Below are 14225 nucleotides of genomic sequence, written 5' to 3'. Positions count from 1 at the left end.
TTCCGCGCCTCCTTATGGACGTTCGATGCGCCGCTGCAACAAGTTGATCAGCAGCAGCAGGACAAAGGAAACCACCAGCATCAGCACGCCGATGGACGTGGCGCCGCGGTAGTCGTATTGGTCGAGCTTGACCATGATCAGCAAGGGCAGGATCTCGGTTTTCATCGGCATGTTGCCGGCGATGAAAATCACCGAGCCGTATTCACCGACGCCACGGGCAAACGCCAGGGCGAAACCGGTCAACCACGCTGGCAGCAACGCGGGTACGAGGATGTGCCGGAACACCTGCAACGGCTTGGCACCCAGGCAGGCGGCGGCTTCTTCGACTTCCCGAGGGATATCGGCGAGTACCGGCTGCACCGTGCGCACCACGAACGGCAGGGTGACGAAGGTCAGCGCCAGGGTGATGCCCAAGGGGGTATAGGCGATCTTGAAGCCCAGGTCGGCGGCGAACTGGCCGACCAGGCCGTTAGGCGTGTACAGCGCGGTCAGCGCGATACCGGCGACGGCGGTGGGCAAAGCGAACGGCAGGTCGATCATCGCATCGATGATCTTGCGGCCGGGGAAGGTGTAACGCACCAGCACCCAGGCGAGCAGCGTACCGATCACGCCGTTGATCAGCGCGGCGTACAGCGCGGTGCTGAAGCTCAGTTGCAACGCCGCCAACACGCGCGGTGCGGAGATGATGTTCCAGAACTGATCCCAGGTGAGTTGAGCGGCGTGTACAAACATCGCCGCGAGGGGGATGAGTACGATCAGGCTGAGGTACACCACGGTGTAGCCCAGCGTCAGCCCGAAGCCGGGTATGACGGGGGAGATACGACGCGACATAAGAGTCCTTGGTTAAGGGAAAACCACTGAAGGCACACACGTCCTGTGGGAGCTGGCTTGCCTGCGATGCAAGCGCCTCGGTATGTCAGTCACACCGCGGTGATGCTATCGCAGGCAAGCCAGCTCCCACAGGGCAAAGCGTGCGCCGCCAGATTGCGTTATTGCGCGGTGTAAATCTGGTCGAACACGCCACCGTCATTAAAGAATTTCGGTTGGGCAGTTTTCCAGCCGCCGAAGTCTTTGTCGATAGTCACCAGGTCCAGTTTCGGGAACTGCTGGGCGTATTTGGCGGCCACTTTTGCATCGCGTGGGCGGTAGAAGTTCTTGGCCGCAATCTCCTGGCCAGCCGGGCTGTACAGGTGCTTCAGGTATTCAGTGGCGATTTCGGTGTTGCCCTTTTTCTCGGCGTTCTTGTCGACCACGGCCACCGGCGGCTCCGCGAGGATCGACAGGGAAGGCACGACGATATCGAACTTATCAGCACCGCCATCTTCTTTCAGGGCCAGGAAGGCTTCGTTTTCCCAAGCCAGCAACACATCACCCTGACCGTTGTTGACGAAGGTGATGGTCGAACCGCGAGCGCCGGTGTCCAGTACGGGGACGTGTTTGAACAGCTCTTTCACGTATTCCTGGGCCTTGGCTTCGCTGCCGCCGGTTTTCAGGCCATAGGCCCAAGCGGCGAGGAAGTTCCAGCGGGCGCCGCCGGAGGTTTTCGGGTTCGGGGTGATCACGGACACGTCTTTCTTGATCAGGTCGCCCCAATCCTTGATGCCTTTAGGGTTGCCCTTGCGCACCAGGAACACGATGGTCGAGGTGTACGGGGTGCTGGCGTCCGGCAGGCGGGTCTGCCAGTTCTCCGGCAGGGTCTTGCCCAGCTTGGCGATTTCGTCGATGTCACCGGCCAGGGCCAAGGTGACCACGTCGGCGCGCAGGCCGTCGATCACGGCACGGCCTTGCTTGCCCGAACCACCGTGGGATTGCTGGATCTTGACGTTGTCACCTGGGTGGGACTGTTTCCAGAACTGGGTGAACTCCGCGTTGTAGTCCTGGTACAGCTCACGGGTCGGGTCGTACGAGACGTTGAGCAACTCGTAGTCCTTGGCAACGGCGGAACCTGCAAACACGGCGCTGGCCAGTGCGGCCAGGGCATAACGGCGAATCGACGACATAGAAGCTCCTGAAATTCTGGGTGTTGGCTTTTTCTTATAGTTGCGGGTCTAGCATGCGAATCGCCGTTCTTGCCTAGCTCGGCTTGTTGCCCGGGTTCTGCAGTCGGAATTTTTCCTTGCGTTCAATCTGTACCACTTGCGCGTTATGCACGGTGATTTCCACCGCACCAAACCGCAGATCGCGCAACGCGCTCTGGATCTCACGCAAAATGGCTGCTTCGTCCTGGCCGTCGACGCTACGTAGAGAGGCGCTCATGGTCTCGCTCCTTAAATGAATAGTGCCTTGCAGTGGCGGCACTGCTTGCGGCGTGAGAGCGATAGTAGATAAGCGCAGATATTCTTAAAAATACTATTTAAGAATGTTTATATAACCAGAAAGAATTTTCTGGTGTGACGTGGGGTTGCGCGCGGGTTCGGTGCCCGAGCACCGAAAATAAAGCCTTGAGAAGATCCATTTTGGCCGCCTTTCACTCTCGAATGGCGGGTGCTTTCGACCAATCGATCTCGCCCGCTGGCACTGGTCGACCAAACCAATACCCCTGCCCCAGGTCGCACTGCTGGTCGAGCAGGAAACGCGCCTGCTCCAGTTGCTCGATCCCTTCGGCGTGCACCTGCATGCCCATGCTTTTTGCCAGGGCGATCACCACGCGCACGATCGCCGCGTCGTCTTCATCCCAAGGCAACCCGGCGACGAAGCCTTGGTCGATCTTGAGCTTCTGCACCGGCAGGCGCTTGAGGCGCAACAGCGACGAGTAACCGGTACCAAAATCATCGATGGCCAGGCGCAGGCCCAGCTCGCGCAGGCGGTGCAGTTGCTCCAGCGCCACCTCCGGGTCCTCCATCACGGCGCTTTCGGTGACTTCCAACTCCAGGAAAGCCGGATCCAGGCCGGTGTCGTGCAGCACCTGGGCCACCTGCTCGTACAACTCGCGCCGGGCAAACAGGCGGCTGGAGACGTTGATGGCGATAAAACTCAGCGGCGTACCCTGCGCCAGCCAATCACACATCTGTCGGCAGGCCTGGTTCATCACCCAGGCGTCGATATCGGCAATCAACCCGGTGCGTTCGGCAATCGGGATAAATTCCCCAGGCGGCACCAGGCCACGCTCCGGGTGTTGCCAGCGCACCAGCGCTTCGACGCCGATCAGGCGGCTGTCGTTGAGGTCATGCACCGGTTGGTAGTAGACGCACAGCTCTTGCTGCTCAAGGGCACGGCGCAGCTCACTGGCGATTTCCACGCGGTTCTGCGCATGGGCGGTCAGCTCTTCGGTGTACAGGGCGTAGCCTTCACGGCCAGCGCTCTTGGCCTTGAACAGCGCTGAGTCGGCATTACGCAGCAATTGCTCCGCGCTCAGGGCGTCGCTGGGGAACAGGCTGATACCAATACTGGCGCTGATAAACAGCTGGTGGCCGTCAAAGATGAAGGGCTGCTTCATCGCGTCCAGCATGCGCTGCGCCAGGCCCGCGGCCTGAGCCACCTGTGGACAACTTTCCGCCAGCACCGCGAACTCATCCCCCCCCAGGCGCGCCAAGGTCACGCCAGGGCCGAACAGCGCCTTGAGCCGTTCGCCGACGAGCTTGAGCAACTGATCGCCGACGTTATGGCCGAGGCTGTCGTTGATGATCTTGAAGTGGTCCAGGTCCAGCAACAACAAGGCGCAGCCACGCTTGTGGGTTTGCGCCGAGGCCAGCGCCTGTTCGGCGCGGTCGGTGAACAACAGGCGGTTGGGCAGGTCGGTCAGCGGGTCATGATGGGCCAGGTGAGCCAGTTCGTGCTCGGAGTCCTTGATGGCGCTGATATCGGAAAACACTGCGACGTAATGGCTGACCTGACCCTGATCATCGTGAATCACGCGAATGGTCTGCCACTGGGGATAAATTTCACCGCTTTTGCGTCGGTTCCAGATCTCACCGCTCCACTCGCCGGTGCGCTCCAGGCTCTGGAACATCTGCTGATAGAAATTCGACGAATGGCGACCGGACTTGAACAGGCTGGGCTGTCGGCCCATGACGTCTTCGCGGCTGTAGCCGGTGATTTCCATGAAGGCCCGGTTGACGTGCACGATCAGCCCCTTTGTGTCAGTGACCAACACCCCTTCACGGGTGCAATCGAACACAGCGGCAGCCTGGCGCAAGCGTTCGCGGTTTTCTTTCAAAGGCTGTTGCAGCTGGTTGGCCCGGGCAAACCGGGCGCAGATCAGGTAGATCGCCAAGGCGCTCAGCGTCACCCACACGTAGCCGCGCACCTGCAGCCACTGGTTCAACTCACTCTGGTTATCGAGAAACTCGATCAATACGCGCTGAGTGACGCCAATCCACAGAACGGAAATCAACAGGTATACCAGCCCCGCACGTAGGGCACCCCGGTATGAAAACGGCATATGGTCAGTAATCCTTACCAAAAAGACAGAGTCGCCCTACAAAGACTGCGGATTATAGAATAAGAAACATCCAGTCACTCCTATCTGAAAGCGCGGCTGGTTTTCTCTGTAGGCTGAGTGATAATGCGTGAGCTGTTCTTTTCTTTATCTGAGGGCCATACAGCCTATGTGGTACAACGGTTTTCTTGACCTGTCAGCCTGGCAACTGGTGGCGGTCACTCTGTTGATGACCCACGTGACCATCGTTGCGGTCACAGTCTATCTGCATCGCTATTCCGCCCATCGCTCCCTGGAGCTCAATGCCGGTCTTAAACACTTCTTCCGCTTCTGGCTGTGGCTGACCACGGCGCAGAACACCCGCGAGTGGACCGCCATCCACCGCAAGCACCACGCCAAGTGCGAAACGGTCGACGACCCGCACAGCCCCGTCATCAAAGGCTTGTCCACCGTGATACGCAAAGGCGCCGAGCTGTACCGCGCCGAGGCCGAAAACCCCGAGACCCTGCGCATCTACGGCAAGAACTGCCCGGATGACTGGATCGAACGCAAAATCTACACCCCCTATCCGCTGCTGGGCGTGGCGATCATGGGTGTGATCGACCTGCTGCTGTTCGGTACCATCGGCATTACCATCTGGGCCATCCAGATGATGTGGATTCCGTTCTGGGCCGCTGGCGTGATCAATGGCCTGGGGCATGCCGTGGGCTATCGCAACTTCGAATGCCGTGACGCGGCGACCAACCTGGTGCCGTGGGGCATCATCGTTGGCGGCGAAGAGCTGCATAACAACCACCACACCTACCCCAACTCGGCCAAGCTGTCGGTGAAGAAGTGGGAGTTCGACCTGGGCTGGGCCTGGATCAAGGTGTTCAGCTTCCTGCGCCTGGCCAAGGTGCAGCGTGTCGCGCCCATCGCCCACCGCGTGGAAGGCAAGGGCCACCTGGACATGGACACCGCCATGGCGATCCTCAACAACCGCTTCCAGATCATGGCCCAGTACCGCAAGCTGGTGATTGGCCCGTTGGTCAAGCAGGAGCTGGAAAAGGTCGATCACTCGGTGCGTCACCAGTTCCATCGTGCCAAGCGCTTGCTGTCGCGGGAAACCAGCTTGCTCGATGACCGCCATCACCTGCGTATCCAGAACATGCTGGAACACAGCCACGCGCTGAAAGTGATCTACGAAAAGCGCCTGGCGCTGCAGCAGATCTGGCTCAAGACCAGTTCCAATGGCCACGATATGCTGGCGGCCATCAAGGAATGGGTGCATGAAGCCGAGGCCAGCGGCATCCAGTCCCTGCGGGATTTCGCTCACCAATTGAAGACTTATTCGCTGCGTCCTGCGGCAGTCTGATGGTGCGGTGGGAGGGCTTGCTCTCCCACCTACCAGCTTTTTGGCGTCATTTACCGGGCACCGGCAATCGGCACTATTGACGGAACTTCACCGCAATTACCCTCTCTCAATGAACACTTCGCCATCATGGTGGCCCCTTGTAGCGACCGCTGCTCCAGCCTGCGGCGCGCCCAGAGAGAGTTGTGCCGATGGTTCACGAAAATCCTTATTTGCCCGATCCTCCCACCGCTGAACATCCGCGTCCGGCTGCGGCTGCGACCCTGTTGGCGCTGGTGCATGCCCAGGGTGAAGTCGAGCGGTTGAGCGAGCGGGAACAACTGCTGAGTTCGATGTTGGTGAGTGTCAACGCCGTGCTCTGGGCCATGGATTGGGAAACGCGCCGGGTGCTCTACGTAAGCCCGGCCTACGAGCGCGTGTTCGGACGCTCTGCCGGCCTGCTGCTGGCCGATCATCGGGAATGGCGCAACAGCATTCACCCCGAAGACCTCGACTATGCCGAACACAGCCTGGCCCGCGTGCTGGAACGGGGCGCCGTGGAGGACCGTGAGTACCGCATCATCACCGCTGACGGGCAGATCCGCTGGTTGAGCGACAAATGCTACATCAACCAGCGGGTCGAGCCCGGAGAACCGTTGATCGTGGTGGGCATGGCCGAAGACATCACCGAAAAGAAACAGATGGAGCTGGAGCTGCATCGCCTGGCCACCACCGATGTGCTGACCCAGAGCAGTAACCGCCGGCACTTCTTCGAGTGCGCCAACCTGGCCTTCGACACGGCCTGTGCCAAAGGAGAACCGCTGGCCTTCCTGCTGCTGGACATCGATGACTTCAAAGACGTCAACGACAGCTACGGCCACCTGGAGGGTGATCAAGTGTTGCGGCGTATCGCCGAGAGCGGTCGCGGGGTATTGCGCCGTGGTGATCTGTTCGGACGCATTGGCGGCGAAGAGTTCGCCGCCGTCCTGCCCGGCTGCGCGCCGGAGATGGCCTTGCAAGTGGCTGAGCGGTTGGGCCGGGAGATTCAGGAACTGAGCTTCAGCTATGAGGGCCAGGCGTTCAGCGTGACCATCAGTCAGGGCCTGGCCAGCCTCACCGAGGCAGATTCGACCCTGGACAGCCTGTTCGCCCGCGCCGATGCCGCCATGTACGAGGCCAAACGCTTGGGCAAGAACCGCGTGGTGGCCGGCTGACGCTAAGCCTTGCGGATCCGCGTCAATTCCGCCAACCCGACCCTGAGCAATCGCGCAGTCTTGCTTCTGGCCAGCTCCTCCAAGCCTTCATGCTCAGTCAAACGCGCCATCTGCGCCGCCAGGTTCACTACCAGCGCTTCCCGGGCATACACGCCGCCCTCCAACGCATAAATCGCCGCGATCAACTGGCGCAGTTCCAGTGGCAAACGCCAACGCGTGCGCAGCGCTGAACCATAGGCCGCGCCAAAGGTGTAGAGAGACTCACCAATCGCTTCGTCATCCAGCGCACCACCGCCCTGGCGCCAGTTTTCCAGGCAGCGCAATAGCGCCAGGTCGCCGAGCCGATGGAGGATGCCGGCGCTGTAACAGCGTTCGTGGTCCAGCTCCAGCATGCGCGCCAGCCGCCGAGCGTAGTCGGCGGTGTCCAGGGACAATTGCCAGTGGCGCTCGGCATAGGCCACCAAAGCCGGGTCCCCCAGCACCACGTTGTGTTTGAGCGCCAGGCCGAGGATCAGGTTCATGCTTTGCCCCGGCACCAGCTTATGCAGGGCAGCGGGCAAGGTTTGCACGGGTGTGCCGTGATGGCCGGCGCTGTTGGCGGCGGCGATCAGCACGGCGGTGATTTGCGGGTCCATGCGCACCTGGTCCTCCAGGCGCTTGAGATCCAGGCCATCGGGGCCGAGGCTGTGTTGCACGGCGGCTTTCACATCGACTCGCAAGGGTGCGCCATCGGACGCTTCGCGGCGGCGCTCCAGGAACACAGGCAAGGTCATGCCGGGCGCCAGCGGCGGAACCTCGCAGTACACCGTTTCGCCTTCGTTGAGCAGCAGGTCTTGCAGGCGCTGGGTCAGGCCTTCCATGTTCAGCGGTTTGGTCAGGTACGCCGTGGGCGCCAGGGGCAAGGCTTCGCGCACGCTGGCGCTGTCATTGCGGCTGCTCAGCAGAATGAACGGCAACGCCGGCGAGCGGCGCTGCTGGCGCACGTTGCGCAGCAGGCTCAGACCATCGACGCCCGGAAGCTCCCAATCGGCCAGGATCAGATCGTAGTTTTTTTCTCGCAGCAACGTCACCGCGTGCTGCCCATCGGCACACACATCCAGCCGCGCGTCGCAGCGCACATTCAACAACACCTGCTTGAGCAGGTCCCGCGACCAGGGGTCCGCCTCGGCAATCAACACGCGGGGTACAGCGGGTAAATCAACAGCAGTCATCCAGCACGCTCCATCGGCAATGCTGCAACCTTAGACAATGCAGACGCCCAGGTACAATGAACACGGCCTGAATGTGCGGCAATGGGCATAAAAAAACCCGCCGAAGCGGGTTTTTTCTGTCGATCAGGTCAATTTCCGCTTACAGCTCGAAGAAGCACTCTTCGATGATCGCCAAGCCTTTGTCCAACTGCTCGTCCGGCGAGGTCAGCGGGACCAGTACGCGCAACACGTTGCCGTAGGTGCCGCAGCTCAACAGGATCAGGCCCTTTTCACGCGCCTTGGCCACCACGGAGGCAACGGCAGCGGCGTTTGGCTTATGGGTGTCGCCGTCGTCAAACAGCTCAACCGCGATCATTGCGCCCAGAGCGCGCACTTCGCCGATCACCGGGTACTTGGCCTGGATCGCTTTCAGACCGGTCACCAGACGCTCGCCGACAGCCTTGCAGCGGTCCAGCAGGTGCTCTTCTTCGAACACTTCCATCACGGCCAGGGCCGCAGCGCAGGCGATCGGGCTACCCGCGTAGGTGCCGCCCAGGCCGCCTGGCGCGATAGCGTCCATGTACTCGGCCTTGCCGCACACACCGGCCAGCGGGAAACCGCCAGCGATGGATTTGGCGAAGGTGGTCAGGTCGGCAGCAACGCCCATCTGCTCCATGGCGAAGAAGGTGCCGGTACGGCCGGCACCGGTTTGCACTTCGTCGGCGATCAGCAGGATGCCGTGCTTGTCGCACAGTTCGCGCAGGCGCTTCATGAAGGATTTGGGCGCGACGTAGAAACCGCCTTCACCCTGCACCGGTTCGATGATGATGGCGGCGATGTCACGCGGCTCGGCATCGTTCTTGAAGATGCGTTCGATGCTGGCGATGGCGTCGTCGTCGCTCACACCGTGCAGTTCGTTCGGGAACAGCGCGCGGAACACGCCACCTGGCATCAGGCCCATGCCTGCCGAGTAAGGCACGACTTTACCGGTGAGGCCCAGGGTCATCATGGTGCGGCCGTGGTAGGCCCCGGTGAAGGCGATCACGCCAGCACGGCCGGTGGCAGCACGGGCGATTTTCACGGCGTTTTCGACAGCTTCGGAACCGGTGGTGACCAGCAGGGTTTTCTTGGCGAAATCACCGGGGACCTTGGCGTTGATTTTCTCGCACAGCTCCACGTAAGGCTCGTAGGCCAGAACCTGGAAGCAGGTGTGAGTCAGCTTGTTCAGTTGCTCGGTCACGGCCGCGATGATTTTCGGGTGCACGTGGCCGGTGTTCAGCACGGCAATACCGCCGGCGAAGTCGATGAACTCGCGACCTTCAACGTCGGTCACGGTGGCGTTCTTCGCGGATTCGGCGAAGATCGGGTGAATCTGGCCAACACCGCGTGGTACAGCGGCTTCGCGGCGCTTCATCAGGGATGCGTTGGTCTTGCTCATAAAGTCCTCATTCGCCACTCATCGGGTGGCGTGGTCCAAGGAATACGTGGCGGGGAGGCAACTACGGCAGCATGCGATGATCGACTGCCACAGCTTTCCCGGCCACTACGAATTACGCGGTGAAACACGCAAAGGGACAGCGCTCTCGTGCCCTCTGCGTTTGCGGCAAACTCGTGCTGGTCAGATGCCCAGGCAGAGGTATTTGATTTCCAGGTAATCCTCGATCCCGTATTTGGAGCCTTCACGGCCCAGGCCCGAAGCCTTGATACCGCCGAACGGCGCCACTTCGTTGGAGATCAACCCGGTGTTGACGCCGACCATGCCGTATTCCAGGGCTTCAGCCACACGGAACACACGGCCCAGGTCGCGGGCATAGAAATAAGAGGCCAGGCCGAACTCGGTGTCGTTGGACATCGCGATCACTTCGGCTTCGTCCTTGAAGCGGAACAGCGGTGCCAGCGGACCAAAGGTTTCTTCCTTGGCGACGGCAGCGTCTTTCGGCACGTTGGTGAGGATGGTCGGCTCAAAGAAGTTGCCTTCCATCACCTTGCCACCGGCCAGCAACGTGGCGCCTTTTTTCAGGGCGTCGGCGATGTGTTCCTGCACCTTGGCCACCGCTTTTTCGTCGATCAGCGGGCCGGTGGTGGTGCCTTCTTCCAGGCCGTTGCCGATCTTCAGCTTGGCCACGGCCACTTTGAGTTTTTCGGCAAAGGCGTCGTACACCGAATCCTGGATGTACAGGCGGTTGGCACAGACGCACGTCTGGCCGTTGTTGCGGTACTTGGAGATGATCGCGCCTTCGACGGCCTTATCCAGGTCCGCGTCGTCGAACACGATGAACGGCGCGTTGCCGCCCAGTTCCAGGGAGACTTTCTTGATGTCCTTGGCGCATTCGGCCATCAGCTGGCGACCGATTTCGGTCGAGCCGGTGAAGGACAATTTGCGCACGATCGGGTTGCTGGTCAGCTCGCCGCCGATGTCGCCGGCACTGCCAGTGACCACACTCAGCACGCCTTTCGGGATACCGGCACGGTGCGCCAATTCAACCAGGGCCAGTGCCGAGAACGGCGTTTGCGAAGCAGGCTTGATCACCATGGTGCAACCGGCGGCCAGGGCCGGGCCGGCTTTACGGGTGATCATCGCCGCCGGGAAGTTCCACGGGGTGATCGCCGCGGTCACGCCGATCGGCTGCTTGATCACGATCAGGCGCTTGTCAGGCTGGTGGCCAGGGATCACGTCGCCGTAGATGCGCTTGGCTTCTTCGGCAAACCATTCGATAAAGGAAGCGGCGTAAACGATCTCGCCCTTGGCTTCGGCCAGCGGCTTGCCTTGTTCCAGGGTCATCAGGCGGCCGAGGTCGTCCTGGTTCTCGATCAGCAGTTCGAACCAGCGGCGCAGCTTGTTCGCGCGCTCCTTGGCGGTCAGTGCACGCCAGGCCGGTAGCGCCTTGTCAGCGGCTTCGATAGCGCGGCGGGTTTCAGCGGCGCCCATCTTTGGCACAGTACCGAGAATCTCGCCCGTGGCAGGGTTATTGACCTTGAGGGTCTGACCGTTGTCCGCATCGACCCAAGCGCCATCGATAAAGGCTTGCTGGCGGAACAACTGGGCATCTTTAAGCTGCATGTCGGCTTTCCTTAACAGCACCGCGCGCACGCGGAGCGAATTAGAGTTGTTGAAAGGCGCCTTGTGGGCTGCCGTCAGGGAAATCAGCCCCAGCGCGCAAGAAAAGTGAAGGAGCGCACGGGAGACAGAGCGTTTGAAATCTCAAACGAATCCTAGGATCAATGGGGGTACAGGGCAATAGTCTGTTCGAAAAAAAGAACGAAAACGGCGCATTTAGCAGATTTATCTGATCAGCGTCGCCGAGCCGGGTTCCCCCGCCCTGATCGGTAGCGCCCGGCTTAGGGCCTCTGTACGGCAAATGCCTACACATGAACGCCCAAAGACCAGCATGGACGCCCAAGGTCGACATGGGTATGATGTCGCCCGCACAAGCATCCGTAGCTCAGCTGGATAGAGTACTGCCCTCCGAAGGCAGGGGTCGTGGGTTCGAATCCCGCCGGGTGCACCATATAGCAGTCTCGGGCTGTCTCAGACAGTCTACAAAACGCCCCAAGAAGCCCGCCCCGTGCGGGCTTTCTTGTTTCTGGCTATCCATCCCTGTCTACCCCTATAACTTCCCGCCGTGTATGCCCACGTGTATGCTTTGAGATTCCTATAACTGGAGGCATACATGCAGTGAAGCGCACTGAAATCAAACGCCGCCCCTTAGCAGACACCACACTTGCAGGGCTGGAGCCGGAGAACGCTACGTATCGTGAGCAGGACGGGAATGGCCTGTACTTCCGAGTGAAACCTAACGGGCAAAAATCGTGGGAGCTGCGCTACAAAAAGCCAGACGGGAAATGGTCGTGGCTGGGCCTCGGCGGCTACCCCGATATCAGTGGCTCATTGGCGAGACAGAAAGCAGCTCAACTGCGGGAAGACGCATCGACCGGCAAAAACCCATTAGTGAGCAAGCAAGCTCGCAAGGTTGCCGACCAGGTTGCTGCCAACAACACTTTTGAGGCGTTAGGCCGTGAGTGGTTTGAAGCCAGACGCACAAGCTGGGAAGCAGGTACGTCCCGACGAGTACTGGGAGCACTGGAGCTTCATGTGTTCCCTGTCTTCGGCAAGCGCGTGTACACGGAAATATTGCCCCTGGAATGGATGGAGTTTCTACGTAGCATGGAGCAGAAGGGGATCATTGAACAAATGGGCCGAGTTCGCGCCTTTTGCAAAGAGATCTATGACCTGGCCCGCGTAACAGGACGAGCCGTCCACAACCCCCTTGAAGGTCTCAGCAAATTCCTGCAATCACGTAGCGCTGAAAACTATGCACACGTTTCGATTGAAGAACTGCCTGCACTACTTCGGGCGATCAACTCCTACCCTCACGCAAAGGACGTTCGCATAGGGCTTCGCTTGCTTTCCTTATTAGCATCGCGCCCGAGCGAGATCCGAGAAGCACGCTGGTCAGAAATTGATCTCTCCAAAAAGCTATGGACGATCCCAGCCGAGCGAATGAAACGTCGTCGCGAACATGTGGTGCCCCTCTCTCGACAGGCGATCGAAGCGCTCACTGAATTACGAACACTTACAGGTGCGTACCCTCTCCTATTTCCAGGCAGGAAAGACAGGACAATCCCTCGTAGTAACACCGTCTTTCTAATGGCGCTCCGCAGACTGGGATATGCCGGTCGGCAAACAGGCCACGGCTTTCGTCACATCGCGAGCACCATACTCAATGAGCAGGGTTTCGATGAGAATCACATTGAGGCCCAGCTCTCTCATGCAAAAGAGGGTATTGCCGGGGTCTATAACAAAGCGGTGTACCTGCCTCAGCGTAGAGTGATGATGCAGTGGTACGCCGATCATCTTGATGCCCTATTGAGTGGAAATGTGGTGCAGGGCCAATTTGGAAAGGCAGTATGAGAGCACATACCCAGCCCCCCTACAAAACCGGTGTAACGGGTGTTACTCGTGTAACGCCACTCGCCAAGCACCCGATTTCATTGGCTTTCACACCCGTTACACAGTTGAGCGACATAGCGTACATCCGATGTAACGCAGCCCCAACGTGTAACGCAAAAGTCAGCGCTCGGGTGCTGCGGGCAGCCGCTTTTCACCCGAGCCTACCAAGCTACCTTCGCTGGCTCCGCCCTTCAAGCGCAGGGCGTGGGACTTTCGGTTACACAGCGCAGGAGACACTTGGCAATGACTGATCGCCAAACCCTACTGCATTCGGCGCTAACCACCGGTCTGCTCAAATCTCTCTCAGCGCAACCGCTCTATGATCTCTGCCGTGGACAGGTCGCTGACGCCTGCCACCTGATCGAACAGTGCTAGCTGCGCAATTACTAAACCGCCGCGTTCACCCTACGTTGCCCCCATATTGAATACACATTGATCGGTCTAGGGGAAAAGTGGTTTTCTTCGTCTAGATAAATGTATAGATAGATACCCCTGTATCCATAACCAGGGGTTATCCATGAAAGACCATACCCGCAAGTACGCAAATCCCACCGAAATCCGCTCTTACGAAACGAGCGATCTGAGCGCCAAGCGAACCAGTCACCCTGCTGCAGATCCTTCAGCGATTCTGATCCGTATGCCGGAAGTAATGGGCATAGTCGGGTTAGCACGTCCAACGATTTACAAACTTATGCAGCAAGCGGATAGCGGCTTCCCAATTCCAGTAAAACTAAGCGGTAGTAGCGCACGTAGCGCTCCCGTCGCATGGGTACTGGCTGAAGTTTTAGATTGGACGCGTGCACGAATCGCAGCTCGAGACAGGGTGGCGGCATGAAAAATCGAGCCGCTAACAACGCCATTTTGCAGCCCTTTTCTGTACTCAGAACTGTCGGATTCTCATCACGCGGTATGCAGCGTTTTGAACGTTACCGCACAGAGCAAAAACGCCTGAACCGGGACGTGATGGTTATGCGATGGAGAGATGGCATCTGGTGCGCATTGTCAGTTCCCTGCCAAGCCCCTCAAGCAATCATCGTCGACGAAGGCCAACAAATCGATGCCTACGAGGATGCGCGCGCGTGCCTCGAAGACGACCTGTTGCCCTTTGTCTCCCTGCGCTGGGACATCCATGCCTGAAACGAAAACGCCCCCGGCGGCAACC

At 59.7% G+C, this 14225-nt stretch carries 12 protein-coding genes and 1 tRNA gene; 6 read left to right on the top strand and 7 right to left on the bottom strand.

What is annotated here, in order from left to right; translation table 11 throughout:
* Positions 1–12 precede the first annotated feature (12 nt).
* From cysT to dibA, 4 genes are all read right to left on the bottom strand, one after another.
* Positions 13–831, bottom strand: coding sequence for a sulfate ABC transporter permease subunit CysT (gene cysT / locus AB4N92_RS13160; protein ID WP_010214167.1), 819 nt, complete (start codon positions 829–831; stop codon positions 13–15).
* A gap of 158 nt (positions 832–989) precedes the next feature.
* Positions 990–2000: a sulfate ABC transporter substrate-binding protein gene (locus tag AB4N92_RS13155; RefSeq protein WP_021491633.1), complete on the bottom strand. Its 1011-nt coding sequence runs from the start codon at positions 1998–2000 to the stop codon at positions 990–992.
* A 73-nt stretch (positions 2001–2073) separates the two neighbouring features.
* Entirely contained in the window at positions 2074–2256 is a 183-nt protein-coding gene (oscA, locus tag AB4N92_RS13150; RefSeq protein ID WP_003170956.1) for a sulfur starvation response protein OscA, read from the bottom strand.
* A 211-nt stretch (positions 2257–2467) separates the two neighbouring features.
* Positions 2468–4381, bottom strand: coding sequence for a phosphodiesterase DibA (dibA, locus tag AB4N92_RS13145; RefSeq protein ID WP_183703039.1), 1914 nt, complete (start codon positions 4379–4381; stop codon positions 2468–2470).
* 166 nt (positions 4382–4547) lie between these two features.
* Here dibA and desA point away from each other — a divergent pair, with 166 nt between their 5' ends.
* Together desA and AB4N92_RS13135 are read left to right on the top strand one after the other, a co-directional pair.
* Positions 4548–5732: a delta-9 fatty acid desaturase DesA gene (gene desA / locus AB4N92_RS13140; protein WP_236266971.1), complete on the top strand. Its 1185-nt coding sequence runs from the start codon at positions 4548–4550 to the stop codon at positions 5730–5732.
* A gap of 188 nt (positions 5733–5920) precedes the next feature.
* Positions 5921–6922 carry a GGDEF domain-containing protein gene (locus tag AB4N92_RS13135; protein ID WP_010214174.1) on the top strand — a complete coding sequence of 334 codons (1002 nt, stop codon included), beginning with the start codon at positions 5921–5923 and terminating at the stop codon, positions 6920–6922.
* Between the two features lie 2 nt (positions 6923–6924).
* On the opposite strand, the gene AB4N92_RS13130 is transcribed toward AB4N92_RS13135, so the two are convergent.
* The 3 genes from AB4N92_RS13130 to gabD form a co-directional block, all read right to left on the bottom strand.
* Positions 6925–8133: an HDOD domain-containing protein gene (locus AB4N92_RS13130; protein ID WP_010214176.1), complete on the bottom strand. Its 1209-nt coding sequence runs from the start codon at positions 8131–8133 to the stop codon at positions 6925–6927.
* Positions 8134–8272: 139 nt separating this feature from the next.
* Positions 8273–9550, bottom strand: coding sequence for a 4-aminobutyrate--2-oxoglutarate transaminase (gabT, locus tag AB4N92_RS13125; RefSeq protein WP_236266970.1), 1278 nt, complete (start codon positions 9548–9550; stop codon positions 8273–8275).
* Positions 9551–9730: 180 nt separating this feature from the next.
* Positions 9731–11173 (bottom strand): NADP-dependent succinate-semialdehyde dehydrogenase, encoded by a 1443-nt coding sequence (gene gabD, locus AB4N92_RS13120; protein WP_010214182.1) that lies wholly within the window; start codon positions 11171–11173, stop codon positions 9731–9733.
* 371 nt (positions 11174–11544) lie between these two features.
* On the opposite strand from gabD, the gene AB4N92_RS13115 reads away from it, so the two are divergent.
* The 4 genes from AB4N92_RS13115 (at position 11545) to AB4N92_RS13100 (ending at position 14200) form a co-directional block, all read left to right on the top strand.
* Positions 11545–11621, top strand: a tRNA-Arg gene (locus tag AB4N92_RS13115).
* 167 nt (positions 11622–11788) lie between these two features.
* Entirely contained in the window at positions 11789–13024 is a 1236-nt protein-coding gene (locus AB4N92_RS13110) for a tyrosine-type recombinase/integrase (protein ID WP_460130261.1), read from the top strand.
* Positions 13025–13580: 556 nt separating this feature from the next.
* Positions 13581–13898, top strand: coding sequence for a helix-turn-helix transcriptional regulator (locus AB4N92_RS13105; RefSeq protein ID WP_082463571.1), 318 nt, complete (start codon positions 13581–13583; stop codon positions 13896–13898).
* Positions 13895–14200: a hypothetical protein gene (locus AB4N92_RS13100; protein WP_256823162.1), complete on the top strand. Its 306-nt coding sequence runs from the start codon at positions 13895–13897 to the stop codon at positions 14198–14200. Before AB4N92_RS13105 ends, AB4N92_RS13100 begins: the two co-directional genes overlap by 4 nt.
* The last annotated feature ends 25 nt before the right edge of the window (positions 14201–14225 follow it).

Source organism: Pseudomonas sp. S3_A09, from assembly GCF_054668065.1.
This window is presented reverse-complemented; position numbering and strand designations above follow the sequence as displayed.

Coding starts and splice junctions, on each gene's coding strand:
- AB4N92_RS13100 (WP_256823162.1), top strand. CDS start 13,895: ATGAAAAATCGAGCCGCTAACAACGCCATTTTGCAGCCCTTTTCTGTA.
- AB4N92_RS13130 (WP_010214176.1), bottom strand. CDS start 8,133: ATGACTGCTGTTGATTTACCCGCTGTACCCCGCGTGTTGATTGCCGAG.
- desA (WP_236266971.1), top strand. CDS start 4,548: ATGTGGTACAACGGTTTTCTTGACCTGTCAGCCTGGCAACTGGTGGCG.
- oscA (WP_003170956.1), bottom strand. CDS start 2,256: ATGAGCGCCTCTCTACGTAGCGTCGACGGCCAGGACGAAGCAGCCATT.
- gabT (WP_236266970.1), bottom strand. CDS start 9,550: ATGAGCAAGACCAACGCATCCCTGATGAAGCGCCGCGAAGCCGCTGTA.
- cysT (WP_010214167.1), bottom strand. CDS start 831: ATGTCGCGTCGTATCTCCCCCGTCATACCCGGCTTCGGGCTGACGCTG.
- dibA (WP_183703039.1), bottom strand. CDS start 4,381: ATGCCGTTTTCATACCGGGGTGCCCTACGTGCGGGGCTGGTATACCTG.
- AB4N92_RS13135 (WP_010214174.1), top strand. CDS start 5,921: ATGGTTCACGAAAATCCTTATTTGCCCGATCCTCCCACCGCTGAACAT.
- AB4N92_RS13105 (WP_082463571.1), top strand. CDS start 13,581: ATGAAAGACCATACCCGCAAGTACGCAAATCCCACCGAAATCCGCTCT.
- gabD (WP_010214182.1), bottom strand. CDS start 11,173: ATGCAGCTTAAAGATGCCCAGTTGTTCCGCCAGCAAGCCTTTATCGAT.
- AB4N92_RS13155 (WP_021491633.1), bottom strand. CDS start 2,000: ATGTCGTCGATTCGCCGTTATGCCCTGGCCGCACTGGCCAGCGCCGTG.